This window comes from Nostoc sp. (assembly GCF_036917515.1).
Classification (GTDB): Bacteria; Cyanobacteriota; Cyanobacteriia; order Cyanobacteriales; family Nostocaceae; genus Nostoc.
The window spans coordinates 1-25,806 of record NZ_JBALDE010000015.1 but is presented as its reverse complement, the minus strand read 5'-3'; the positions used below and the strand labels follow the sequence as shown (position 1 = coordinate 25,806).

Annotated in this window: 25 protein-coding genes; 7 read left to right on the top strand and 18 right to left on the bottom strand. The window is 42.2% G+C overall.

Annotated elements, in window-relative coordinates:
• Nucleotides 1–113 precede the first annotated feature (113 nt).
• The 4 genes from V7K89_RS01225 to V7K89_RS01210 are packed head-to-tail and all read right to left on the bottom strand — an operon-like array spanning nt 114 to nt 3,529.
• Nucleotides 114–566 carry a type II toxin-antitoxin system VapC family toxin gene (locus V7K89_RS01225; RefSeq protein WP_335183931.1) on the bottom strand — a complete coding sequence of 151 codons (453 nt, stop codon included), beginning with the start codon at nt 564–566 and terminating at the stop codon, nt 114–116.
• A complete protein-coding gene (locus V7K89_RS01220) occupies nt 547–789 on the bottom strand; it encodes a hypothetical protein (protein ID WP_335183930.1) in 243 nt (80 codons plus the stop codon). Before V7K89_RS01220 ends, V7K89_RS01225 begins: the two co-directional genes overlap by 20 nt.
• Before the next feature lie 15 nt (nt 790–804).
• Nucleotides 805–2,019 (bottom strand): DUF790 family protein, encoded by a 1,215-nt coding sequence (locus V7K89_RS01215; RefSeq protein ID WP_335183929.1) that lies wholly within the window; start codon nt 2,017–2,019, stop codon nt 805–807.
• A complete protein-coding gene (locus tag V7K89_RS01210) occupies nt 1,949–3,529 on the bottom strand; it encodes a DEAD/DEAH box helicase (RefSeq protein WP_335183928.1) in 1,581 nt (526 codons plus the stop codon). Before V7K89_RS01210 ends, V7K89_RS01215 begins: the two co-directional genes overlap by 71 nt.
• A 560-nt stretch (nt 3,530–4,089) precedes the next feature.
• Between V7K89_RS01210 and V7K89_RS01205 the strand changes: the two genes are divergently transcribed.
• Entirely contained in the window at nt 4,090–6,777 is a 2,688-nt protein-coding gene (locus V7K89_RS01205) for a PAS domain S-box protein (RefSeq protein ID WP_335183927.1), read from the top strand.
• Between the two features lie 131 nt (nt 6,778–6,908).
• Here V7K89_RS01205 and V7K89_RS01200 read toward each other — a convergent pair whose 3' ends face one another.
• Nucleotides 6,909–7,796 (bottom strand): NAD(P)-dependent oxidoreductase, encoded by an 888-nt coding sequence (locus V7K89_RS01200; RefSeq protein WP_335183926.1) that lies wholly within the window; start codon nt 7,794–7,796, stop codon nt 6,909–6,911.
• 232 nt (nt 7,797–8,028) lie between these two features.
• Here V7K89_RS01200 and V7K89_RS01195 point away from each other — a divergent pair, with 232 nt between their 5' ends.
• Both V7K89_RS01195 and V7K89_RS01190 read left to right on the top strand, forming a co-directional pair.
• Entirely contained in the window at nt 8,029–9,162 is a 1,134-nt protein-coding gene (locus V7K89_RS01195) for an aminoglycoside phosphotransferase family protein (RefSeq protein WP_335183925.1), read from the top strand.
• A 36-nt stretch (nt 9,163–9,198) separates the two neighbouring features.
• Nucleotides 9,199–10,305, top strand: a complete 1,107-nt coding sequence (locus tag V7K89_RS01190) for a T3SS effector HopA1 family protein (RefSeq protein WP_335183923.1) — start codon at nt 9,199–9,201, stop codon at nt 10,303–10,305.
• A 771-nt stretch (nt 10,306–11,076) separates the two neighbouring features.
• Here the strand turns inward: V7K89_RS01190 and V7K89_RS01185 are convergent.
• From V7K89_RS01185 to trxA, 6 genes are all read right to left on the bottom strand, one after another.
• Complete coding sequence (locus V7K89_RS01185) at nt 11,077–12,366, bottom strand: MFS transporter (protein WP_335183922.1); 1,290 nt, start codon at nt 12,364–12,366, stop codon at nt 11,077–11,079.
• Nucleotides 12,367–12,554: 188 nt separating this feature from the next.
• Nucleotides 12,555–13,220, bottom strand: coding sequence for a nitroreductase family protein (locus V7K89_RS01180; protein WP_335183921.1), 666 nt, complete (start codon nt 13,218–13,220; stop codon nt 12,555–12,557).
• 98 nt (nt 13,221–13,318) lie between these two features.
• The gene (locus V7K89_RS01175) at nt 13,319–13,750 is read right to left on the bottom strand and encodes a YybH family protein (protein ID WP_335183920.1); all 432 of its coding nucleotides are present in this window, start codon (nt 13,748–13,750) and stop codon (nt 13,319–13,321) included.
• Nucleotides 13,751–13,868: 118 nt separating this feature from the next.
• Complete coding sequence (locus V7K89_RS01170; protein ID WP_335183919.1) at nt 13,869–14,981, bottom strand: alkene reductase; 1,113 nt, start codon at nt 14,979–14,981, stop codon at nt 13,869–13,871.
• 183 nt (nt 14,982–15,164) lie between these two features.
• Nucleotides 15,165–15,959, bottom strand: a complete 795-nt coding sequence (locus V7K89_RS01165) for an SDR family NAD(P)-dependent oxidoreductase (protein WP_335183918.1) — start codon at nt 15,957–15,959, stop codon at nt 15,165–15,167.
• Nucleotides 15,960–16,096: 137 nt separating this feature from the next.
• Nucleotides 16,097–16,420: a thioredoxin gene (gene trxA / locus V7K89_RS01160; protein ID WP_335183917.1), complete on the bottom strand. Its 324-nt coding sequence runs from the start codon at nt 16,418–16,420 to the stop codon at nt 16,097–16,099.
• 80 nt (nt 16,421–16,500) lie between these two features.
• Between trxA and V7K89_RS01155 the strand changes: the two genes are divergently transcribed.
• A complete protein-coding gene (locus V7K89_RS01155) occupies nt 16,501–16,851 on the top strand; it encodes an ArsR/SmtB family transcription factor (RefSeq protein WP_335183916.1) in 351 nt (116 codons plus the stop codon).
• A 38-nt stretch (nt 16,852–16,889) separates the two neighbouring features.
• Here the strand turns inward: V7K89_RS01155 and V7K89_RS01150 are convergent, their stop codons facing one another.
• The 4 genes from V7K89_RS01150 to V7K89_RS01135 form a co-directional block, all read right to left on the bottom strand.
• Complete coding sequence (locus V7K89_RS01150; RefSeq protein ID WP_335183915.1) at nt 16,890–17,669, bottom strand: nucleotidyl transferase AbiEii/AbiGii toxin family protein; 780 nt, start codon at nt 17,667–17,669, stop codon at nt 16,890–16,892.
• Complete coding sequence (locus tag V7K89_RS01145; protein WP_335183914.1) at nt 17,666–17,902, bottom strand: hypothetical protein; 237 nt, start codon at nt 17,900–17,902, stop codon at nt 17,666–17,668. Before V7K89_RS01145 ends, V7K89_RS01150 begins: the two co-directional genes overlap by 4 nt.
• A gap of 394 nt (nt 17,903–18,296) precedes the next feature.
• Nucleotides 18,297–19,007, bottom strand: coding sequence for a TonB family protein (locus V7K89_RS01140; RefSeq protein WP_335183913.1), 711 nt, complete (start codon nt 19,005–19,007; stop codon nt 18,297–18,299).
• A gap of 152 nt (nt 19,008–19,159) precedes the next feature.
• A complete protein-coding gene (locus tag V7K89_RS01135; RefSeq protein WP_335183912.1) occupies nt 19,160–20,383 on the bottom strand; it encodes a glycosyltransferase in 1,224 nt (407 codons plus the stop codon).
• Between the two features lie 124 nt (nt 20,384–20,507).
• Between V7K89_RS01135 and shc the strand changes: the two genes are divergently transcribed.
• A complete protein-coding gene (shc, locus tag V7K89_RS01130; RefSeq protein ID WP_335183911.1) occupies nt 20,508–22,424 on the top strand; it encodes a squalene--hopene cyclase in 1,917 nt (638 codons plus the stop codon).
• A gap of 103 nt (nt 22,425–22,527) precedes the next feature.
• On the opposite strand, the gene V7K89_RS01125 is transcribed toward shc, so the two are convergent.
• Entirely contained in the window at nt 22,528–22,773 is a 246-nt protein-coding gene (locus tag V7K89_RS01125; RefSeq protein ID WP_335183910.1) for a hypothetical protein, read from the bottom strand.
• A 228-nt stretch (nt 22,774–23,001) separates the two neighbouring features.
• Between V7K89_RS01125 and V7K89_RS01120 the strand changes: the two genes are divergently transcribed.
• Nucleotides 23,002–23,298 (top strand): hypothetical protein, encoded by a 297-nt coding sequence (locus V7K89_RS01120; RefSeq protein WP_335183909.1) that lies wholly within the window; start codon nt 23,002–23,004, stop codon nt 23,296–23,298.
• Between the two features lie 267 nt (nt 23,299–23,565).
• Here the strand turns inward: V7K89_RS01120 and V7K89_RS01115 are convergent, their stop codons facing one another.
• Entirely contained in the window at nt 23,566–24,012 is a 447-nt protein-coding gene (locus tag V7K89_RS01115; RefSeq protein ID WP_335183908.1) for a TOBE domain-containing protein, read from the bottom strand.
• Between the two features lie 353 nt (nt 24,013–24,365).
• Here V7K89_RS01115 and V7K89_RS01110 point away from each other — a divergent pair, with 353 nt between their 5' ends.
• A complete protein-coding gene (locus V7K89_RS01110; RefSeq protein WP_335183907.1) occupies nt 24,366–25,163 on the top strand; it encodes a hypothetical protein in 798 nt (265 codons plus the stop codon).
• Nucleotides 25,164–25,168: 5 nt separating this feature from the next.
• On the opposite strand, the gene V7K89_RS01105 is transcribed toward V7K89_RS01110, so the two are convergent.
• Nucleotides 25,169–25,366, bottom strand: coding sequence for a hypothetical protein (locus V7K89_RS01105; RefSeq protein WP_335183906.1), 198 nt, complete (start codon nt 25,364–25,366; stop codon nt 25,169–25,171).
• Between the last annotated feature and the right edge of the window lie 440 nt (nt 25,367–25,806).

Genomic DNA, 25,806 nt, shown 5'->3' with positions numbered 1-25,806 from the left:
AAAAACCTTAAAGAGCGTAGGTTGGGTTGAGGAACGAAACCCAACATTCTTCGCGATTTGTTGGGTTTCACTTCGTTTAACCCAACCTACAATTTTCTTCTACAGCAAGCAGTCTAATTTTGTAACGGCAACACAGTAATTAACCCAGAAAATCTCGCAAAATCACCTGTGTTGTGAGTTAGTAATTGAGGAATACCATAAACTAGCATCGTGGCGACAATATTTGCATCATGAACTTGCTTACCACCAATAGTAATTTGCTCCATTAGAGATAAAAGTCTTTCTGTCACTTGAGCGGTATCGTCAGCTACTTGAAATTGAGCTTGAAAAAATCGGGTACGGTCAATTATGAGCGCAACAGGTCGGGGATTCATCAATGCTTGTGGACGACTGAGAGTCATTAAGAATTCCCGCAATACCTGGCGACTAATCCATAATTCAATTCCTGCGTCATAAAGGCTTTCAATAGCCTGTAGTGCTGCTTGGTGAAAGGGAGATTCGGACACATTTGCATAAACTAAAATATTCGTATCCAGAAATACAGAGTTAGCGACCCCAATCACCATACATATCCTCACGTCTCAGAGAAAGATTCTCAGGCCAATAACCATAATTATCTACAGGAAAGTTTAGAGGAGGACGCTTTTCTTTATTCTCTACTTTCTGTGCCAATGGCTTTTCATCAATTACTATTACCACCTGATGTTCACCCTCTGGAATATCCAATGGTATTTGCGCTGTAATTTTACCATCTTTAGTAACTATTGCAATTGTTTCTATACTTTTCATCTTATTTCTCCTTAATTAATCCATTACAGCTAACACAGCTTTCGGCAATAACTTATCTTTAAACCAAACAATTCTGGCGGGAACATCATTTAATTTTACTCCCGCCTTTTCTAAATTAAGTCGCTCGGAAATTGCCAAAATTAAGTCGTCACGTCCAGCCCGCCGCACCTGAGAAAACTTCTTTTGTAAATATTCAGGTCGCCAATAACCAACAATTTCTAATAAGAAGGTGCGTCCATCAGGATGCACTAAGCGAAAATCAGGGATCATCACACTACCAGGAATTGGGATCAAATCAACTTCTCGCTCTAACGCCCAACCACTTTTTAACGCATCCCACTTATCAGCAAAGGATGCTTCTAACATACTATCGTAGGGCTTTCCTGGTGGATAGTGGGATACCAAACCACATTCAGAATTGAGAGTAAAACGCCCAGTTTTCCAAGTATTTGTATAAGCATCACGAGTTTGGAGAATCGAAGAAAGACTCCATTTAGTAACGTGAAGTAAAGCCGGAATAAGTTTAGCGATCGCTAACCCATATCGCGTACTAGGATTAAACAAACTCGTCGGCCCATCTATCGTAATTGTAAACCCGTGGTCAGCATCGCCCTCAATATAAGCCATCAATTGAAACAATTTCAGATAGCGAAATAACAACTTATACTCTCCCGGAACATTCCGGTGAGCATTTAATACAAGTTGACTGGCTTTATAAAACACACCCTGTACTTGAGATAAGTTATACCTATTTAATAAATCTGGCGCTGTTGGTGCATCAAAAACAGTCAAAATTTTATTTTCAGATAAATCAGCATATAGTCCATTGCGAACCTGTTCCAATAAAACTTCCCGTTCAAGTTCTTGAGTTAACTCATCAGCAATTTTACTCAAAGTAACTTGTGTTGATTCTCGACTAGAAACAGACTTTGCAGCCAACGAAAACACTCGTTCTCTTAACATTTGTGGTTCCAGAGGACTTACCACCTCAAAAGTACAAAAACTGCTTTTGAGAATATAAGCTAACCCTCGCTTCAGCCGATAATCTGTAGAATCTCCTTCAAAATCAGTCAGTTGTCGCTCAAGCACACCTTGAGTTTTCCCCACTGCTGATAGAAAATAATTAATTAACTCAATCGCCAACTCTGAAGTTTTATTATCAATCTTCAGTCTCTTCGGAATGATCTCCTCCCCGTTTTGGCGATGCATCAGTAAATCTGTCGGTAACATCTAAATTTTGGATTTTAAATTTTGTTCCGGTTGAATAATTAATTTCTAACTGTTCTGCAGCTTTCAAACTCCTTTCCTTCCCACTCCCATACACAACCTGTAACTTCCCTTTCCTTTCCCCTTGCCCCTTTGTCCCCTTGTCCCCTTGTCCTCTTCTCCTAGCCGAAGTCCCCTCCTCACTCGTATCCTCCGCTACTACCTCATATAAAATCGCCTGCTTATTCTCGATATTCCCCTTCCGTAAAACCCTCCCCAAGCGCTGAGTATACTCCCTAGCCGAACCCGTCCCCGATAAAATAATTGCCACAGAAGCCGCAGGCACATCAACCCCTTCATTCAACACATGAGAAGCAACTAAAGTATTATATTTACCCTCCCGAAACTTGGTTAATATCTCATGCCGTTCTTTTACAGGAGTTTGATGAGTAATTGCCGGAATTAACAACTCTTGAGAAATGCGGTAAACTGTTGCATTATCTGCTGTAAAAATCAAAATTCGTGATGGATAATGTTCTGCCAATAAATCAATTAGAATTCGTAATTTTCCATCAGTACCCAAAGCGATATCTTTCGCTTCTCGATGCGCTAACATTGCTCTACGTCCAAATTGTGATCGCGCACTCATTTGCACGAACATTTGCCAACCTTGCAAACTCCTCAAAGAAATCTTTGATTGCTTCAAAAAATCATTGCGAGTTTGAATGAGCTGATTGTATCTTTCCCGCTCAAGTTGCGATAACTTAACCTTAATTTGAACAATTTCATGTTCTGCTAACGCTTTCCCCGCCAAATCTTCAGCGCGTTTGCGATATACTTCTTGACCAATGAGGATATTTAAGTCAGCGTGTTTACCATCGGTGCGTTCTGGTGTCGCGGAGAGTCCCAAGCGATAAGGTGCGATCGCATATTCAGCAATTACCCGATTAAAATCTGTCGGTAAATGATGACATTCATCAAAAACAATCAAGCCATATTGATTTCCCAACGTCTCAGCATGGATTGCGGCACTATCATAAGTTGCAACTAAAATGGCTGTTCTATCCCGCGAACCACCCCCTAGCAATCCCACCTCAGCATCGGGGAAAGCCGCTACTAAATGTGCATACCACTGATGCATTAAATCCAAAGTTGGGACTACAATCAGCGTCGTGCGTGGCGTTGACTGCATCGCCATTTGCGCTAAATAAGTTTTTCCCGCTGCCGTCGGAAGTACAACCACCCCTTGTCTACCCGCTAGTTTCCAAGCCGCTAACGCCTCCGTCTGGTGGGGATAGGGTTCCATTTCCAGAGTAGGAACCAAATCTACAGGATAAAATTGCTTTGCCTCATCGATAAAATTCACATCTTCCGCTTGTAGTGCTTCCACTAGCGATCGATATCTAATTGCTGGAATGCGGAATTTTTCAACTCTATCATCCCACGTAGCATAGTCCATCCAACCTTTGCCGCGTGGTGGTGGATGCAAAATTAATGTGCCACGATCAAAATTTAATGTAGGAGTACGAGCCATGATTATTGGGCATTGGGCATTGGGGAAGGTGGGGCCCCCTCTGGGGATAAGGGGTAATGGGCACTGAAGATTGGGCATTGGTAATTATTTCTATTTGCCATGTCCCATGCACTATGCCTATTCCCTAGTCTATTGATTACTAATAACGCAAAAAGTGCATGATTGATCCAACTAATTCCGACAAAACCCAACTAGATGGCAATTCCAGACGTAGATTATATTGATAGCTGGCTTGAGTTGAATTGCTTTTTTTCTTTGGATAAGTTCACAATTAGAAGGCAAGTTATACGCTTTTAAAATTAGTATTGTAGTAGAAACTTTTTGACAAAGACTTAAAAATAAAACATATATAATTAGAGCGATAATTATCAGTTTATTGAAGATTGGCTAAATCTAAACTTGACTATTTTAGATATCGCAGCAAGTAACTGCTTAAGTGTGTATTTTTCCGATGCATAATAAATGTTGATGAGCGATGTCTACGAAGGGCTACACCTACGTATTTTGTAGCTGATTTTGGGAATAATCCTTTAGCTAGCTGCATAAAAGGAGAAGCTACATTGAAAGGAATACGTTCCCTTCTAGCGCCCTATGCTGTGGCACTATTGACTGTTGGTAGCGTATTGCTACTAACACTATTGCTACAGCCACTACTGAACCAAACTATTTTCCTGCTGTTTTTCGCTGCTGTGGCGGTTAGTGCCTGGTATGGCGGCATGGAAGCAGGGTTACTGGCTACTGCTTTGTCTACTTTTGCCGTCAGCTACTTTTTCTTAGAACCAGTGTTTTCGCTCTTGGTTGCGAGTCTAGACAATATAGTGCGCTTAGGCTTGTTTGTGCTGGTGACAACAATTATTAACTTGCTGAACTTAGAATTACGCACTGCCAAACAACATCTTCAAACGAGTTTGCAGAAACTACAGGTGAGCGAAGGCAGGTTTAAAAGGTTGGTAGAGTCCAACATTATTGGGGTAATTGTAGCCAATATGGACGGGGCGATCGCAGAAGCTAATGATGCTTTTTTAGAAATGGTAGGTTATTCACAGGAGGATTTGCTAGCAGGGCGAGTCAGATGGCGCGACATGATTCCACCAGAATATATTGAAACTAACAACAGTGCGATGCCTACGGCGGGCTACGCCTACGCAGAACTCACAGCTAAAGGTGTGTGTCAACCCTTTGAGAACGAATACATCCGCAAAGATCACAGCCGCGTTCCTATCCTGTTAAGTTCTGCTTTGTTAGAAAATAACCAAGGTGATATTATCTCTTTTGTAATTGATTTAAGCAAACGCAAACAAGCAGAGCTTGCCCTTTCCAAAAGCGAAGAACGCTACCGCACTTTTTTAGAGCAGAGTTCAGAAGGTATTTGGTGCATCGAACTGGAAGTACCAATTTCAGCAGATTGTCCAGAAGATGAACAAATTCAACATTTTTACCAATATGTTTACCTGGCAGAATGCAACAATGTTATGGCGCAGATGTATGGCTGTTCTCGTGCCGAAGATATTATCGGTGTCAGACTAGGAGACTTTCTTGTTGCCTCCGATCCACATAATATTGCATACCTGCGTAACTTTATCCGTTCTAACTACCGACTAATTGATGCCGAGTCTCATGAAATAGATAAGCAAGGTAATTCCAAATATTTTTTGAATAATCTGGTGGGAATTGTTGAAAATGGGCTTTTAGTGAGAGCGTGGGGAACTCAACGCGACATCACAGAAGACAAACGAGCAGAAACAGCACTGCGCCAACAAGAAGATGAACTGCGCTTAATTACAAATGCTGTGCCCGTACGGATTTGCTATGTTGATGGGAAGCAGCGTTATCGTTTTAATAACAAAGAATATGAAGACTGGTTTGGGCTTCCTGCTTGCGAAATTTCTGGTAAACACATTAGAGAAATTTTGGGAGAGTCGGTTTATCAGTCGATTCTTCCTCATGTAGAAGCGGTACTTTCAGGAGAGCAAGTAACTTACGAAACTCAGTTACCCCATAAAGATGGTACAAATCATTACGTGAATGTCACTTACATTCCCCAGTTCAGTCAGGAGGGGAAAGTTGAAGGATTTGTTGCTTTAATCACAGATATTACACTTCACAAGTTAGCAGAAGTAGCGCTCAGACAAAGCGAGAAACGCTTAAAGACACTCACTGAAAAAGTCCGCGTCATTCCTTGGGAAGTAAATGCCACTACTGGGAATTTTACCTACGTAGGGCCACAAACTGTTGAGATTCTCGGCTATCCATTGTCAGACTGGTACACCGATAATTTCTGGGCAAAATACATGCATCCAGAAGATCAGCTGTGGGCTATCGAGTATTGCCAAGAATCTTCTCTATCACTGAATAATTACGAATTTGAATACAGAATGTTGGCTGCTGATGGCAGAGTTGTCTGGCTGTATGACATTGTGAATGTGGTGCGGGATGAACATGGACCGCAGCTACTACACGGATTCATGATTGACATTACCGATCGCAAGCAAGCAGAGCAAGAACGCGAAGAACTGCTTAAACGCGAACAAGCAGCACGCGCTGATGCCGAAACTGCAAACCGCATGAAGGATGAGTTTCTCGCCACACTTTCCCACGAACTCCGTACACCCCTCAACGCTATACTGGGCTGGACGCAGTTACTTAGAACTCGCAAGTTTGATCAGGCTACTACTGGCCAGGCACTAGAGATAATTGAGCGTAATACTAGATCCCTGGCGCAACTGATTGAAGATGTCCTCGATGTCTCGCGGATTATTAGAGGCACACTTCATTTAAGTATGGAGCAGATAGAACTTGTATCAGTTGTCGAGGCGGCAATCGATACTATGTACCTAGCAGCCCAGGCTAAAGAGATTAGCATCAAATGTAAATTCGACCTGAAAGTAGAGGTAGTTGTGGGTGATGCCAACCGCTTGCAACAGGTTGTGTGGAATTTGCTCTCCAACGCTGTCAGGTTTACACCCAAGGGCGGCAGAGTTGATGTGCAATTAGAATGCATTGAATCTTACGTGCAAATTCGGGTGAGTGATACGGGAGCGGGAATTGCTGCCGAATTCCTACCCCATGTATTTGAACGCTTTCGTCAAGCTGACAGTTCCAGCACGCGATCGCATGGCGGACTAGGATTAGGGTTAGCGATCGTCCGTCACTTGGTAGAATTACACGGTGGCACAGTCTCGGTCGAAAGTCCAGGAATTGGAAAGGGGGCGACATTTGTTGTTAGTCTGCCAATGAAAGCTATTTAGGATGGAGGCAGGAGGCAGAGGGGCAGAGGAGGAAAGGGGCGGAGGGGAAAAACTTACTGCAACTTCTCCCCTGCTCCCCTGCTCCCTTGCTCTCTCATCTCCCCCAATCCCCATCGATAAAATACTCAAGATTAAGTGTCCGAGCTTGCTTCGTTGGAGAGGATTGTAATGATTTCATCCAAGGGGCGATCGCGATTAGACTCTTCTGGTGTTTCCTTACCCAAGGAGGTGTCTTTTACCAAACGGTAAACGTCAGCTACTCCGTCAAAAATGCGCTCAGTTAGACCCAACTCTTTAAAGGTTTCGGCAATTTCTTCCATTTCTCCTATCCACCGATGCGCTTTCGGTGTCATCGATGGAATGGAACGGGTTAAGATGCTAGCAAGTTCTTTTTGACTACTAGATACTTCATCCCATAGTTCCTTATCCAAACCTAGACGATGGGCTGCAATTAGTAATTCTGTGCCGATTGCTGTAAGTCCTTTTGTCAAAGCGGCGTAGGACATTTTCAACCCGGAAGCCTGACCAATTTCATCACTAATTACCAGCACATCTAAGCCATGATCTCGCAGTTGTAGGAGTTGACTTGCTTGTTTTCCGGAAGTGTAAATGCGGGTGCGATTGGGAACTCGTGGTGGTGGGCCAATAATTGATGCATCTACGAATGTTCCCCCAACTGATTCAATGAGTTGACCGATATTTATCACTTTTTGGGGTGCGATCGCATTACAGTCAACGTAGAGAATAGATTTACCCACATTGCCGATCGCCTCAGCTACTTGCTTCGCCGCTTGAGTAGCCGCTGCGGGGACTAGAACTGACAGCACCACATCAGATTCAATTACCAATTGTGTGAGGGAACCCACATCTTGGATGTTGGCTGCGGCTGCTAATTGTCGAGTTCGTTCGCTGCGATCATTTAGGGTGGCAATAGTTTTTAATCCATGTTGATTGAGAACAGCTGCGATCGCTTGTCCCATATCACCCGGACTTAAAATACCAATAGTTTGGATAGGCATGGAAAGTTTTATATTTAAGACTTATGCATTGACAGGAAACTGACTATGTGTATTCAAATCCATCTTCTATTTTAGATGTTCGAGGATAAAGTCACCGACAGAAAGCTTACTAAGCAATACTTACTGTACAGCATATCCGTCTATTTTATATGCATTGGGATGCTCTCTCGGTATTATTATTACGAATAAGAAAATATTTTAGTTTTTGCCAAAGCACTTGTTAGAAAAACGTATGCCATTCCTGTTAAAATCTCATAATGTTTTCGAGTATTTAGTTGAGCATAACTTATGCAATAATTCCGAACGAGCAACCAGTAAGATAGAGCCAGTTTTCGCTAAGAACTTTAACTTATTAGTAAGTTTTCATAACAGTAGTAAACTTCTGGTTAAGCAAGAGCGACATAAACAGGGGAAAGCAGCAGGTGAGTTTTTGGGTGAGTGGCTGCTGAAAGAATTTTTACAGCAATTTTCAAAACTGAATCACCTACGCTTATTTTTGCCAGAGGTACTGCATTTTGACAGAGAGAATTCCATTATTGTCCAAACCTACAGAGATGACTATCGCGATTTAATTGATTTTTACCAAAAGGAAAATAGCTTCAACAGTGAAATCGGTACGGCAATTGGTACAATTCTTGCAACTATTCATCGTGATACTTTCAACCGCTCAGAATATGAAGATTTTTTCGAGCAAAATTCTCAAAAATCTGCTTTTGACTTTGTAAAAAGTTTTATCGAGAGGTTGGAAAGGATTTCGCCGGAAATTTTTGGTTCAGTGCCAGATGACGGGTTGAGGTTTTTTGCCCTCTATCAGCGGTATGATGATTTGGGACAAGCGATCGCCCAATTAGGTAGCACTTTTACTTCCTCTTGTCTTACCCACAATGACCTGAAGCTGAATAATATCCTTTTGCACAGCAAGTGGCAGCAACACGGTACAAATATTATACAGTTGATTGATTGGGAACGTTGTGCTTGGGGAGATCCAGCAATGGATTTAGGAACTCTCATTTGTAGCTATGTAATTATCTGGCTGGGTAGCTTAGTTATCAGTAAGTCTTTGAGTCTTGAGGAATCTTTAGGCTTGGCGATAACGCCTTTGGAACAGCTTCAGCCTTCAATTGTTGCATTAGCTAGTGCTTATGAGAAGACGTTTCCCGAAATTTTTGAACATCGCCCCGATTTCTGGCAGCGAGTTGTGCAATTTGTGGGTTTTGCTTTGATTCAACAGATTCAGGCCAGAATTCAGCATCAAAAATCTTTTAACAATACGGGTATTGCTATGATGCAGGTTGCAAAGACGTTATTATGCAATCCACAACAGTCAATGTCAACGATTTTTGGTACTGCTGTTGAATTAACTTGAACTTGCGTGCTTTTTGAGAAAATTCTGCCAATAATTATGCATCCTGATTCTACTCAAACTTTAATTCAGGCTGGCGTCAGTGGGCAATTACTGTCTGTTCTAGAAGATATTGTTCATAAAGTGGAAGTGAGCGCGGATTTTTCGATTCGCCATCCCGATTACAAACCATTGGAATTGCCAGTTGATGCAGTTGCCCGTTTTCAGAAACTCAATCCGCAAATGCAGCAAAAATATCTGAGTTTGCAATTGCGGGGTTTTCTCTACGGCATATATTACAACGGTTCTCTGCGACGATTTTTGGCACTAGATGCAGAGAAAAATAATTTACCCCTAGATTTGGAGAATAATACTTATTTGGGGGTAGATATGGACTTTTATGAGCAATTGCATCAAAGTAATTTTGGAGAAGGCTACTTTGACTATGGTTGGTCTGTTGTTAGAGAAGAAACTGATGGTACATTAGCAGTCACTAAGAATAATTTGAGGCTGCATATCGAGAAATCGCGCCATCTTCAACCGAATGAACACGCGGCGAGTGTGGGTGATGCAGTTGCTGTCCTTTTACCTAAGAATCGAGTGCAAAATGGCTTTTACATGGCGGTTGGCAATCAGGGGTTAAAAAGTCGGTCAGATCAAGGTAAACTCTCATTAGTGCGAATTTATTTCAATTTGACTTTAACTGGTGCTGTTGCGGTGATGGAAAGTCTCACGCAGCAGCTAAATCAGATGGCGATTCCTTTTAGTTTTAAGGTTTTATACAATCCAAAAGACTACCATCGCTATGATTCCGGAGTTTTGTATTTTGAGAAAAATTATTATGACCGAATTAGGCAAGTAATCACAACTGTTTACAAACAGAACGAATCGCATTTTAAGTCAGAAGTGCCGCTATTCACCTTGCAGCTAGCACCAGGGTTGGGATTGGCTGAAGAACCAGATCAAAAATTTGCTGTCAAAGAAAGCTTTGGAATGAATCGCTGTCAAATTGTCGCCAATGGGTTGCTAGAAGCTACTGAGCAAAGGATTGATACAGCAAGTGGGCGTATAAAAGCTGTCTTAGAGCAGTTTTCTCGTTTGAATATCGACTTATCGCATGTGCATTTGAATGCCAACTCAACTGATATCTATACAAGCTTGTTCTAATCGTAGTTGAAAGTTTTTCACTGTCTTTGGGTGGAAAAAACTATGTAATTAATTACCAACGAAGATAGATAGAAATGCAGTGTCTACCCACTAGACTTTAATTAGGAATAAAAAAGATACAAAATTTAACCAAAGAAACACAGGAGAACTCACATGTTGTTTAATAACTAACAAAAGGCTGTATCCAATACAACTGCAAGCAACAAGGGACAAGAGCTTTTTGGAGATTTGGAATTATTTGAGGAACTGGACGATGCGGGTTCAATGGCAATTGTTGGTGGAGTTTCGGTAGATACGACCAAGTCACCAGTACCTTTGCCTGTGGATGGTAAATTGGATTTGCATGGAGAGATATCGGTCGTTCAGTTTTAAGAATTGAGATGTCAGAAAAAGGAATAAGCGAAGCATACACAATCTCGTAACTAGAGTGTGCTTTACATTGCTTTTTATGGGTAATTTTTGTACATTGTTTGTGTAGATGCTCGTAGTATAAACTTATTAAATTTACAACGCTTTATTGGCTTAGACAAACTTCTGTGCCTATAAAGCGTTGTTTAACTTTTGGTTTTTATCGCTTCATCCATTACCAAAAATTGATTTATAGCAGGAGGCAGAAGGCAGCTTTGCTGGAGGCAGGAGGTAAAACATTACTATTCCTAACATCCACGCTTGTCATTATGTCCTAACCTTTAATTCGCTTACTATATAGGGTTACTTTTGATACAATTAATGGTTATTATCCCTCTGACAAAGCTTTTGGTGAGAGCACAATTACGAATTCTTCTCTACAAAATAATTACTCTTAGTGGGAGTTTGACCAATTTGTAGTACACAAACTGCGGCAATCAGACAGAGAACGCCTGATAAAATAAACGCTTGTAAATAACTACCTGTCCAAGTTCTCAACACTCCGGCTCCGAATGCTGCTGTCGCTGCACCAAGCTGGTGTCCTGCGACAATCCAACCGAACATCACGCCGACATTTTCTTTACCAAAGACATTGGCAACAAGACGTACTGTCGGTGGTACGGTAGCAATCCAATCAAGTCCATAGAAGACGGCGAAAATGGAAAGTCCATAGAAGGAAAAGTTAAAACTGAAGGGCAAGAAAATCAAAGATAGACCCCGCAACCCGTAGTACCAAAACAATAAGTAGCGATTGTTCCAACGGTCAGATAGCCAGCCGGACATAGTAGTTCCAAAAAAATCGAATAGTCCCATAATTGCTAAAAGCCCAGCAGCTTTGACTTCAGGTATATTGTGGTCAATACAAGCAGGAATTAGATGAGTTCCAATTAACCCATTTGTGCTTGCGCCACAGATAAAAAAGCTACCAAATAACAGCCAGAAGTCTCGATTACGCATTCCTAGCCAGAGAGCGTTAAGAGTGGAGGTAATGGAATTGACTTTCGGCTGTAACACTTCTACAGTTTCGCTGTTGTCGCCAAAGGCTCGCAAACCGACATCTACCGGACGATCGCGCATAAAGGCTGCGATCGCAGGAATAACTAGAAGTGCTGCACCAGTCAGAGCCAGAGCCGCAGCTCGCCATCCAAAGCGATCGGCTATTGAGGCCAGCATCGGCAGAAATACCAGTTGCCCCGTGGCTGTACTGGCAGTTAAGATGCCCAAAACTAAACCCCGCTTCTCAAAAAACCAGCGATTGACGACAATAGCACCCAAAACTAGGGCAATAACTCCGCTACCAGAACCGACAACTACACCCCACAACAAAACTAGCTGCCAGGAAGCTGACATGAAAGTGGTTAAACCGACACCAAGCGCAATGACAGCAAGTGAGAACACCATCATCCAGCGAATGCCAAACCGCTCCATTACTGTGGCGGCAAAAGGCCCAATCAACCCGTAGAGTACTAAGTTAATCGAGATTGCCAAAGATATAGTTGCTCTACTCCAGCCAAACTCGTGTTCCAGAGGCACTATAAAAACTCCAGGAGCAGAGCGGATTCCGGCTGCCACCAGCAAGGCTAGGAATGTTAAACCCGCGACGATCCAGCCATAGTGGAACGAACGACGCGCTAGGAAGGAGGGTAAGGACATGGTTTGGAGGGGGGAGTGGGGGAGCAGGGAGCAGGGAGCAGGGGGCAGAGGAGCAGGGGAGCAGGGGAGTGGAGTTCAAAGACTCATTCACGAGTATCAAAGACTCGTCGGCGAGTATCAAAGACTTGTTCACTAGTATCAAAGACTCATGCCCAATGCCCAATGCCCTATTCGCAATTTAGAGAAAGCTACCCTGCATAAAAATTACCAATTCTGTCTACAGAGACGTTGGAGGAGAATGGCAAACGACCTGGATTTAAGCGTGATTCTGCTGCATAGCCAACAGGAACTAAAACAGCGATCGCTAAATCTGAATTCTCCCCAGCACCAATCACTTGTTTTACCTGATCCTCAATCCAACCGTTCATAAAACAAGTAGATAATCCCAGACTTTCTGCCGCTAACACCAAATGGGTAGCGGCAATGATCGCATCTTTGATCGCATATTCGCGTCGCTTGTCGCCTAGCGTTGCTTGAAATTGTGGAACGGCGGTTTTAAAGTAGTTTACTGTGCCTTCATTCCATGCCCCAGTTTCCAGTCCCCGCTCTAGAATTGGGGCCAAGTTTTGTTCGCCTGCGTTAGGATCGGCGGCAAAGACAAAGGTTACAGGTGCTTGGACAATTTGCTGTTGATTAAAAGATGCTGCTGAGAGTGCTGTCTTTTGCGCTTCATCTTGCACAAGAATAATTTGCCAGTCCTGGAGATTATAGCTGCTGGGTGCAGCCACGGTTAACTCTACCAGTTGCTTGAGCAGTTCTGGGGTGATGGGGTCTGTTTTAAAAGTTTTGATGGCACGACGTTTAGCGATCGCACTGGGTACATCTAAAGGTTGGGTTTGAGTGATGGAACTCATGAGATTCTCCTGATAGTTGAGTTATAAGAGGGTTTCGGATTTTATGTCTAAAGTGATTGAGAACTTTAAAGAGCAGGGCAATGTAATTATGTTCCTCTCTAATTGGCAATGTTAACCGGGTTAGAGATATGCTCGTGGATAATGCGCCATTGTCCCTCTCGCTTTTGCCATACAAGCGTCGCATGAGCCGTAATTCCAACCGCCTCATTCCCTGTGGTGGTTACTGTACTATGAAAAATCAAAGCAGAGACGGTAATGTTATCACTTGTGAAAATCTGAATATCCCCAACTGATTTAACTTGCCACTGGGTTATTGCTGTCATGAAGGGCTTCCATATTTCCTCATAGGATTGCCATCCTTGAATTCGAGTGGTCTGCGGTGAGAGGGTATCGAAGGCGAGCAATTGTTCATCTTGCCAGTAAAGATTGTCTAAAACAGAAAAATCAAAGGGTTTGTCGCCTGCACTAAACGCAGCTAGCCAATCGTTAACGCGTTCTTTGATTTCCGCTTCTTCTAAAGTATCTTTCATAGTTCACAACCAATTTACACAACCATTTTGTTGTATCTTGGAAAAATCTCAAACTTCTAAGTTAGATTTGATACTTTAAAGTGCGGAAAATGGGTTTTAATTATTTAGATGAAAAGAATTACGCCTTAGCTACAGGCTCATTAGCAGTTGACCAAAATGGATAGTCTGTATATCCCTTTTCATCGCCACCATAAAAGCTTGCTGGATCTGCTTGATTTAGTGGTGCATTCAAAGCCAAGCGTCGCGGTAAATCCGGGTTTGATATAAATAACGTGCCAAAGGCAACTAAATCTGCTGCTTTGTTTGCCAGTACTGCATCGCCTTTTTCACGAGTATAACCACCATTGACGATCAGTGTACCTGTAAAGCGATCGCGTATATGACTAGTGGGTACAATTATCGCGCCATGTCTAATGTCTGCCTCTATTGCCTCAAAAATATGCAGATATGCCAAATTAAACTGGTTCAACGCTTGAGCCGCATAACCGAATGTCTCCAGGGGATTGGAGTCATGCATATCGTTAAAAGTCCCACTAGGAGATAAACGTACCCCAACTCGGTTAGAATCCCACACACTAGTTACCGCCTCTGTCACCTCCAACAGGAATTGGGTACGATTTTCAATGTCACCGCCATATTTATCTGTGCGCTGATTCGCACCATCCCGGAGAAACTGATCTATTAAATAACCATTAGCTGCGTGAATTTCCACGCCATCAAACCCAGCCGCTAGGGCATTTGCTGCTCCCTGACGGTACTGTTCGACTATCTGCGGTATTTCCGAAGTTTCTAAAGCACGAGGAGTAATAAAGGGTTTTGGCCCCTCATAAGTTGCAGCCTCACCTTTAGGAGCAATCGCAGAAGGTGCCACAGGTAAAGCTCCATTCGGTTGTAAATCAGGGTGAGAAATCCTGCCTACGTGCCATAGTTGCAGAAAAATTCTTCCTCCCTGCTGATGCACGGCATCGGTTACTAACTTCCATCCCTCCACTTGTTCTGGTGAATGAATTCCTGGTGTAGCAGGATAGCCCTGTCCTTCAGGAGTTACCTGTGTTGCTTCAGCAATAATCAGTCCGGCAGAAGCACGTTGGACGTAGTAGGTAGCATTCAGTTGATATGGTACGTTTTCCTTACCTGCCCTATTTCGGGTTAAGGGTGCCATCACTATCCGGTTAGGTAATTCCAGATTCCCTAATTGGTAAGGAGAGAATAAGTTCATATCAGTACTCATTGGTTTTTATCTCCAAATTATTTTAGTCATTGGTCATTGGGCATTGGGGAGCCAGCGCTGTGGTGAGGCAACGCGGTCTTGGGGGTTTCCCCCATGAGCGATTGCCGAAAGGGTTTCCCGACTTGAGGCGACTGGCGTCATTAATTATTTCTCTCCAGCCCCCAATCCCCACCCCCGTACAAACTAAACAATCGACCGAATAACGCCACCATCTACCCGCAAAGCTGCACCATTAGTTGCTGAAGCTACGGGGCTAGAAAGATAAACTACGATCGCTGCTACTTCTTCATTAGTTGCAAAGCGTTTGATTAGGGAACTTGGACGCACATTTTGAAAAAATTCCGCCTCAACGTCAGTGCGAGTAATACCGCGTTCCTGCGCCAGGTTGTTGATAAAATCTTCAACTCCTTCTGAACGAGTTGGCCCTGGTAGGACTGAGTTTACTGTGACTCCAGTCCCGATAGTCATTTCTGCTAGACCTCGGGCAATGGCAAGTTGCGCTGTCTTAGTTGTGCCGTAGTGAATCATTTCCACTGGGATCTGAATAGCAGATTCGCTGGAGATAAAAATTATCCGCCCCCAGTTTTGCTCTAACTGCTTTTGCAGATATTGCCGACTCAAACGGACTCCACTGAGGACGTTAACCTCAAATATGTTTAACCAGTCTTTATCAGTAATATCAAAGAAGGTTTTTGGCTCATAAATACCCACATTGTTGATCAGTATATTAACGTCAGGAACTTCTTGAATGAGTTTCTCTACCCCTGATGCAGTGCCTGCGTCAGCAACAACACCAGAAACTTTCGCGTCGGGTGTAGAATGCTTAATTTTGGCGATCGCTTGAGCTACTCGTTCTTCAGAACGACCGTTGACAATTACTGATGCACCCTCTTGAGCTAACCCAAGAGCGATCGCCAAACCAATACCTGCGGTTGAGCCAGTTACCAAGGCGGATTTACCATGCAATTTCAAGTCCATTTCGCTCTTTCCCCTCCCCGTTAATTGAAACAAAACGATCTGGAATTTGGGACTGGGGAGCAGAAGGGCAAGGGAGCAGAGGCGAAATAACCAATGCCTGATGCCCGATGCCCAATTCCCCATGCCCATGACTTAAATTAAAGATGCTGTGCTAAGGTCTTATTCAAGGTAGTTTTTGGAACCGCCCCGACGACAGTATCGACCTGCCGACCTCCTTTAAAAACCATCAGCGTCGGAATGCTGCGAATTCCATAGTGGCTAGCGACAGTAGGATTTTGATCTGTGTTCAACTTCACAAATTTCACCTGTCCTTCGTATTCAGTAGCAACTTCATCGACGACTGGGCCGACCATCCGGCAAGGGCCACACCACGGGGCCCAAAAGTCCACTAATACCGGAATATCACTTTCCAAGACTTCTTGCTTGAATGTGGCTTCTGTGACGTTTGTAATGGATGACATAAATTGCCTTCCTACTTAATTCTATTATTCGATAATATCGAATAATAAAAATATATGCCACTTGATGAGATAATGCAACTATGAGATTCCTTTATCATCCAGATAGAAAAAATATTTCTTTACCAAGCGTGTTGTATGCATTGGGCGATCCGGTGCGGCTAGAGATTGTGCGCCTGTTGGCGACTGAGGGGGAACACTGCTGTGCGAGGTTTGATTTTGCGATCGCTAAGTCTACTATGTCCAATCACTTCAAGATTTTGCGGGAGTCGGGGATAGTCTTGACACGTAGAGAAGGGACACACCACATTAACATCCTGCGGCGTGAAGATTTAGAGGTACTGTTTCCAGGGTTGTTGGATGTGGTATTGAAAGCTGCTCAACCATTATCTGTTGAACCTGCCAGTACTAAACAAACAGCCTCAAGGATTTAGGGGTATTGAGTATAGGGCATGGGGCGATCGCTATTTGTTTAAGAATCTTCTCTTTTTTCAATTAGTGTTTCTAAATCAGCAAAGATATCATGTTGTTCTCGAAAAGTCCTTGGAGTGTGAGATAAACCTAAATCTGTAGAGAGTAAATCAATACCGTCAATAATTTTGGGTATCTGAGCTCGATCAACTTGTAGACCGAGAAAGCATTTCTCCCTGTAATCTGGTCTTTCTTGAAATACTGCGATCGCTCTTTTCAAAGGGCGCATAACCTGATATGCTTTTTCAGCTTTCTCAATTGATGCTTGAGGGATTGGAGATTGCAGCCGAAGAATTGCTAGATCGATTAAATCTCTTGCCTCAACGCTGTCATCGGCATAACGGTCAGAATTTGACAGCAACTTAGAGGTAAAACAGTCATTGAAGCTTAAGCAGGGAACGAGTGACCACTTTGGATATCTTGGTGGGTCTAGTTGAAAACGAGTTTCGGCAATAATTTCCGTTTTAATCGGTACATTATCTACAAAAACGATCATCCGAATTCCATATTGATCAGTTGTGCTACGTCCAACTTGGATTTTACTTAAATCATGAAATAATGCTTCATGCCCACCTTCAAATACCACTGTCCGCAGGTATTTGTAGCCTTCTGTACCGACAGAAGCGATAAAATCGATATCTCTACTCCAGCGATATTCTTCAAAATCAAGTGCAAGAAGGGTTCCGCCACCGAAGTAAGCAGAACCCTTTCTAAGTATGTCAGAATCTAAGGATTCAAGAACTGTGAGAATTTGATTATAGTGTTCTAACCTCAAGGTCATAAGCAAACTTGTAACCAGGATTTATAGCGTCTGGCGAGTTCCTTAAGGAAATTCAGTTCTTCACCCTCAAGATTATTAAATAGACTGCGATATTGCCAACCACGCTCGTAGCGACTCAGCATTTGTTCTGAAGTAAACCGATATACATCAGTAGTTTGCCAACAAATTGACTCCAGAAAAGGCAGTTTTTTGGGGATAATAACAGGATTATTTGTTGGTGTTGCGGTTGTCATAACTCTTTTAATTAACCACTTGAGGCATACTTTAATTTTAGATTAGCACTACCGATTTTGAAATTTGATTTTATCTCACAATACCCTAGCCAATTTTAAACAACTCTCATCCGGATTCTCCCTTTATCGATGTGCCATAATTGTTTTAGACTTCTGTTGTTTTTATCAATTCAGACAAAGTATGGGATCTTACAGAATAACTTAGATATCAGACTGGTATTAGAAGATGGCGAAAAAGTCGATGGTGGAATAATTAAAGGGACAGTCAAAGCTTGGTAGAGTATTCATGAAAAACTGTTTTTGGTGATGCACAACTGCAAAGTAATACTCTATGAGAATGACATAGGACGAGCGCTCCTTGAAGCACCTTGATTGAAAGATTTATTTTCTGCACCTATTCTCCTTCTTTTCTCAACCGTTGCCGAAGAGATTCTTGTCGTCCTCTCATTCTATATTCTTCAATTGCTTGTTGATAAAGTAGTGACCCCTGTATTATAAAATTAGCTCTGAGGAAAATATTTTTTTGTCCACAGGCATTATCTATAAACTTCATTTTTCTTACTTGCGTCAATACAGCATTATCAAGTTCAGTATTACCGCTTGAACGACCCAAGCTCATTTGAGTGACATTACCTTGTTCATCAATATCTAAAACCACCTCGGCTATCCCTTCAATACCTTTTTTTCTTAATTCTTCTGTATATTGAAAACTGCATTTGATGCAATCAATTTTTGCTTGACTTATAGATACTATAACTTTTGGTAAGCTTTTTTCACCCTGCACCACAACACTGACTTGGTTAGTATTCTCAGAAGTTACACTAATAGATTGAACTCCTTGAACTGGATTTTCTCGACGAAAAAATTTGCCACAAGGTAAAGATAATTGAGCTTCGGGAATATTAAATATACGTGTCTTAGCTTGTCTTGTGGGAAAACTCAGTAGATTTTTGGGACTAGGAGTAACTAAAATAATTTCCAAACCTTTCTCAGTTAATCTATATTTAATTCCAGTAATTTGGGTGACTTGTGCAAATGTAGGTTGAGCAAATAATAGTGGTAAGCTAGAGCCAAAAAAAAGCAAATACAATAGACGATATTTCATGTCTAATTACCTAATGCAGCAAATAAACAGTATTGTATAAATATTGACGCTTATTTGCTTGATTATACAATAAATGCTATTTGTCAAAGTTTTGTTACTCATCTCTGCTGCCTTTGATACTGTGATCGCCTTTATAAGCCCCCACATCCCAACTATAAATTATTTGGGTTGGTGTACACTCTTCCTTTCCAAGCGCCGCCGCGCCCTTGCCAGTGACGTATTGCTGAGTCTAGAGTCATCAGGGTATAGAGAAAAGCGATCGCAGGTAAGCTCAACGCGAACCAGACAGAACATTTATAAAAGCGGATCGTCGGATAGTAAGCGAAAGTCATTAACAGCCATCCTAATAAACCTGTAAATGCGATCGCCCAATTGCTCCAAACTACACCTAGAATCACACATACAGGTGGAGTTAAATAAATTAGAGGCATTCCTATCAAAGTTCCCAATAGTATTAATGGCGAATAATTCAGTTGGGTATAGGCAGTACGAGCAACCATATCCCAAATCGTCGCTAGCGAGTTATATGGACGCAAACTACGAGTCAAGCTACTCAATCCCAGCCAGATACGCCCTTGACTGGGGATTAGGTATTGAGCATGGTTTTTTTTGTCCCCCTTGTCTTTCCTGCTCTTCTTAACAGCCTGAGCTAAGGCGCAATCGTCAATTAAAGCTTGATAAATCACTTGAATTCCCCCAATTCGTTCTAAAGCTTCTCTACGAATCAAAATAGATCCCCCAGCGGCTGCGGCTATGGGATTGTTGGGATTATTTACCCAGCGAAAAGGATAGAGTTTTTGGAAGAAAAAGACGAAAGCTGGAATCAACAATTTTTCCCAAAAGCTCTCACACCTGAGTCGCACCATTACCGAAACCAAATCTAAATCTTCCTGCATAGCTTTTTTCACAAGTCGGCGGAGATTAGCAGGATCGTGTTCGATATCTGCGTCAGTCAGCAAAAAATAATCGGGTGCAAATAAACTTGCGCTCTTTATGCCTTGCTCAACTGCCCAAAGTTTACCCGACCAACCGGGAGGCAGTGATTCACCTGAGATAATATGCAATTGTTGGGGTTTACCGACAGCGTGAGCAATCCCTTCAGCAAAATTTGCTGTTTGGTCTGTGCTGCGATCGTCTACCAAAAACACGTTGAAAGAACCAGGATAATCTTGGAGTAGGAGCGATCGCAGTGTAGTTGGTAGCAATTGGGCTTCGTTACGGGCTGGAACTACAGCACAAACTACAGGTAACGATTCTAGCTGAGTTTCTGTAAACTCCAATTGCTGGTCTGTCCGCCAAAACTGTCCCCAAAAACCCAGTAATCCCAACCAAATTGTCAAGGATAAGAGCATAAATCCTAATACAATTACATCCATGACCTATTGCAAATTATCAGTGACTCAGACAGAATACTATGTCTATTGATAGAGGAAAAAAAATTTTTTTGTTGTAACACAGTATTCATATCTAGAGTTGGGTGTTGAGGTTAAATAGTTTTTCATGCAAACACAAGATAGAGTAAAAGTCAATCAAGTCGCAGATGCGATCGCAGCTAGCCAAGAATATCTGCTTTCGATTCAAAATCCCGCAGGTTATTGGTGGGCAGAGTTAGAATCTAATGTCACAATTACTGCTGAAGTTGTCCTCCTGCATAAAATTTGGGGAACAGACCAAACCAGACCTTTACACAAAGTTGAAACATATTTGCGTCAAGAGCAACGGCAGCATGGCGGCTGGGAACTTTACTACGGTGATGGCGGAGAACTTAGCACCTCGGTTGAAGCCTACATGGCGCTAAGACTGCTAGGTGTACCAGCAACCGATCCGGCGATGATTCGGGCGCAAGCTTTTATTCTCCAACGAGGTGGTATCAGCAAAACTCGGATTTTTACCAAGTTACACTTAGCCTTGATTGGCTGCTACAACTGGCGCGGTATTCCCTCACTACCAGCTTGGGTGATGTTGTTGCCAAATGCTTTCCCTGTGAATATCTACGAGATGTCTAGCTGGGCACGTTCCAGCACCGTACCATTATTGATTGTATGCGATCGCAAACCTGTTTATATCACCAACCCAACTATCAACCTAGATGAGCTATACACTGAAGGTATCGATCAAGTCCGGTGGGAATTACCGCAAAGTGGCGATTGGACAGATTTATTCCTCACTCTAGATCGGGGGTTCAAGTTAGCAGAAAGCCTGAATTTAGTACCCTTCCGCCAAGAAGGCATCAAAGCTGCCGAAAAATGGATTTTAGAGCGCCAAGAAGCTACAGGCGACTGGGGCGGCATTATTCCGGCGATGTTGAATTCGATGCTGGCTTTGCGGTCTCTAGATTATGACCAAAGCGATCCCATTGTAGAACGTGGTTTGCAAGCAATTGATAACTTTGCCATTGAAACAGAGGATAGTTATCGAATTCAGCCTTGTATTTCACCCATTTGGGATACAGCTTGGGCGATGCGTGCTTTGATAGAATCTGGCTTTACAGCAGATCATCCATCTGTGGTAAAAGCTGGAGAATGGTTGTTGCAAAAACAAATTTTAGATTACGGAGATTGGGCTGTCAAAAATCGTCAAGGAAAACCAGGGGCTTGGGCGTTTGAGTTTGAGAATCGCTTTTATCCCGATGTAGACGACTCGGCGGTGGTGGTGATGGCTCTACATTTGGTAAAACTCCCGAATGAAAAAATTAAGCAGGCTGCGATCGCGCGTGCCTTAAATTGGATTGCATCTATGCAATGTAAACCAGGCGGTTGGGCTGCTTTTGATTTAGATAACGATCAAGATTGGCTCAACTCGATTCCTTATGGCGATTTGAAAGCAATGATCGATCCTAACACCGCAGATGTTACGGCTAGAGTACTAGAAATGCTGGGTGCTTGTGATTTGACAATTGATAGTGATAATTTAGAGCGATCGCTTACTTATCTTTTGCGCGAACAAGAAACTGAAGGCTGTTGGTTTGGTCGTTGGGGTGTAAATTATATTTACGGCACCAGTGGCGTTTTATCAGCTTTGGCGTTAATCGATCCTCAAAGACATAAACTCAGTATAGAACGGGGAGCAGCTTGGTTAGTTGGATGTCAAAACCCAGATGGTGGTTGGGGCGAGACTTGCCGTAGCTACAACGATCCTAGTCTCAAAGGAAAAGGAAATAGTACTGCATCTCAAACTGCTTGGGCTTTAATTGGGTTAATAGCAGCAGCTGAAGCAACAGGTAAATTAGCTCTTGAGGGCGTTGAACGGGGAATTGGCTACCTAGTGGCAACTCAAAAGCCAGATGGTACTTGGTTTGAGGCTGACTTTACAGGTACTGGCTTCCCTTGCCATTTTTATCTTAAGTATCATCTGTATCAACAATACTTTCCTTTAATTGCGCTAGGTCGCTATCAAGCAGCGATTCAAAAAGGTTAAGAGTAATTATGCGTTTGCCCTACCTCCCTAACCCTCCCCTTGGTAAGAGCTACGGTTAACACACAAGTTCTAAAAATCTAGCTTGATAAGGCTTGACTCATTCTCATACAAAGTATGGGAACGAGAGAAATAACATTGTCAGTCGATGTAATGCTATTGTTAGTCGATGCAATGCCATTGTCAATCGATACAATGCCATTGTTAGTCGATGCAATGCCATTGTCAATCGATGCAATGCCATTGTTAGTCGATGCAATGCCATTGCAGGGCAAGAGATTTGTGTGTTGTACACCGTAGTTGGTAAAGGGAGGGTGCGTGTTAGCGCAGGTGGGGTATCTGTCGCAAACATTTTTAAACTAGTATTATTACAGAATGTTTTTTGTATAGATAATGTATATTGTTTTCATAAAGTTATGAAAAAGCTGATTGTAACAGTTGGAAAAGCGATATAAACTAATCAGCGGAAATATAGCTAGTAGATAATTAGCGTCACCAATAGCATAGCGTTAGGGACGCAAAAGCGTCATAGCCTGTCATAGACATCGCACTTATCCTGATTAAGAAATTTCATATAAAAGTGCGCATTGACGATTTAATTATTGGGGGATATGGGACAAGTTATGTGGTGTTTGGAGGGACGAATATCGGCATTGGTGGCAGCCTCAAACCCTCATCTCTAGATGGCACTAATAGCTTTGTCATTAATAATGACACATTCAACAGCTTAGTCAGCAATAAGCGACTGCTGTTAGCGCAGCCTCTTCGACGCAGGAGCGTCACTCGGAGGGCTTGCCGTAGGCTATCGCAAAGGCGCAGAGAAGACAGTGCGCCCTTGTGGTTCCCCGACTTGTACCCCTCCGGGGAAGCAAGCTAGCAAGAGCGTCACCCCTTGGGAGAAGCAACTGGCACGAAACAGAAAGAAAAGAAAAAATGCTTAACTCAAATGTATTGGGCTATGGAGGACAATTATCTGTGTCAACTTCAGTAGGTCAGCACAGCTATGATATCCTATGCTGTATTACATTTACACAAAAATAGCTATTACATCAGCGATCGCATCAACTATATATACTCAATTCTTCAAAATCTTAGTAAAAAAAACTTATTCTCTTAATATTTAACACCCAAAATCAATGTATTTCTATTCTCTAGCAATAACAATATCGTTAGATTTAATAACTGCATAAGCTTCTTTTCCTTCAGATAATTCCAATTCTTCTGCGGAAGCTCTGGTGATAATCGAAGTTAATTCTACTTTGTGAATAATTTCCAAAGTAACCTCACTATTAACTGCTCCATAAACAACTCGTTTAACCACACCTTTAAGAATATTGCGAGAGCTAACTTTTAATGATTTCTTTTGAATACTACTTTCTATATTAAGCTTTTGAGTGTAGTCAATATCTTCCTGTTGTTCCTGCTGAGTTGCTGGTGATATTGATGTTGAGGAATGCTGAGTGAGACTACGCACAAGTTCCCGCAGAATCTCAGTCTTAGTGCGTTGAGACTGTTCGCAGAACTCCTCTAGAATCTTCCGCTCGTCCTCTGAGGTTTGAAATGTAACCCATCCTTGTTCTTTTCTTGGCATAATAATATTATCAATTTTGGTTATCTTGGTAAAATTCTACCAAGTATCAATTCGTTACGTCGTTTTAGTAATAACATTTTTTTGTCAGGGTTTTCGGCATTTTAATCGCAAATTAATCAATTAATCTCATATAGTAAACTACATATATATTTATTTTTTTCTATATGCGAAATATTTTGTTACTTGAAATTGTCTAAATCATCACTAAATTATTACCAACTAAGATGGTATAACGTGAAGTTTATGGTATTTGTTGGGATAGCGATGGCTATGCAAGGATAATCTAGCAGAAAATTCCACTGGTGATCGCGTCAGTGCCATAGGATTATTTAACGTGAGTTCACATCTGGGGGATGAAACACCTAAAATCACGTTCTCAAGACCTGCGGAGTTTATTTGAGAACAATATCACCATTGAATACGTGGCAGAACCCCTGAAAGCTATGTCAGCTGATGCGGAGGCGAAAGAAGTGCTGCATTGGATGCAAGCACAAAATTTTGATGTTATCGGCATTGAGACGGGAGATATTATTAGCGGTTATGTAGAACGCTCTAGTTTGATTCCAGACAAAAAAGGTAAATGTAGCGACTATCAACGGGTGTTTCATCCCAAAGAACTAATTACCATTTCCACCCCACTGATAAAGTTGCTACCCATTTTGCAACAAACTCCGCGATTGTTTGTCTTAGATTGCAATCAGGTCAGTGGTATTGTTACTTGTGGTGATTTGCAGAAAGCACCCGTGCGAATGCTACTGTTTGGCTTAGTAACGCTGCTAGAAATGAATTTGCTGCGGCTGGTGCGGATTTACTATCCCCAAGATTCTTGGCAAAAAGTCCTTAAACCTGAGCGCTTAGAAGTTGCTCAACGACTATGGCGAGAAAGTCAGGAAAGAAACGAAGCCACCGATTTGTTAGATTATCTGCAATTCTGTGATAAGCGAGAGTTGATTTTAAATCAACCAGAACTTCTCCAGCAACTAGGACTAAAATCAAAGCGATTTGGCGAACGTTTCCTCAAGTCTGCTGAACAGTTGCGAAACCGATTAGCTCACGCCCAAAATTTAGTTAGTGGTTCCTCTTGGACAGAATTGATTTCTCTAGCAGAAGCGATGGAAAAGCTGTTAATTCATTGTGAAGAAGTTGAGTAAATTGGTCAGCTTTCTTTAACACTATTGAACCAGCCGATCAAATCCGCTACTGTCGATAAATCTAATAGCGCCTCACTTAGCTTAACTTTATCCATTTTTTTCGCAACGCGATACCCCTGCGGAGTCGTTGCACGAACGCTAAGGCTAAAACCTGTATGGAGTCTTAGTTTTACTTTTTCGATTTCACCATGAATCAGTGACATAGAAAAAGTTTTTGCTAAAAAGCTAGGGTTTTTACTCTATAAGGAGAACCAAGTTCTTAATTTTGAATAAAGTCGAGCTTAGAGGATGTTTGAAAAGTTCTGTTGTCGTTATCAAAAGTTTTAGCTCTCTAAATCCCATTTAAAAAGGGGAACTTTGATTCTGGTTCGCCCCTTTTTAAAGTGGGTTAGGGGGAATCTAAAAGTGCCTAAAGTCACAGAAAGCACTTTTCAAACAACCTCTTAAATCCTCTAATTGACTCAGAGACAATACTTCAATCTGCAATGTCTACGACTGGCAACTCTTGGAGACGCACTCGCGTTCGCCTACGCAATTTTGAAGCAACTATTGGTTCTTGGCAACTTTTGGTGATCTAGGTTAGGGGAAGGCAGAGGGCAGAAGGCAGAAGGCAGAAGAAAGAAAGGAATAAGTAGTAAATTCA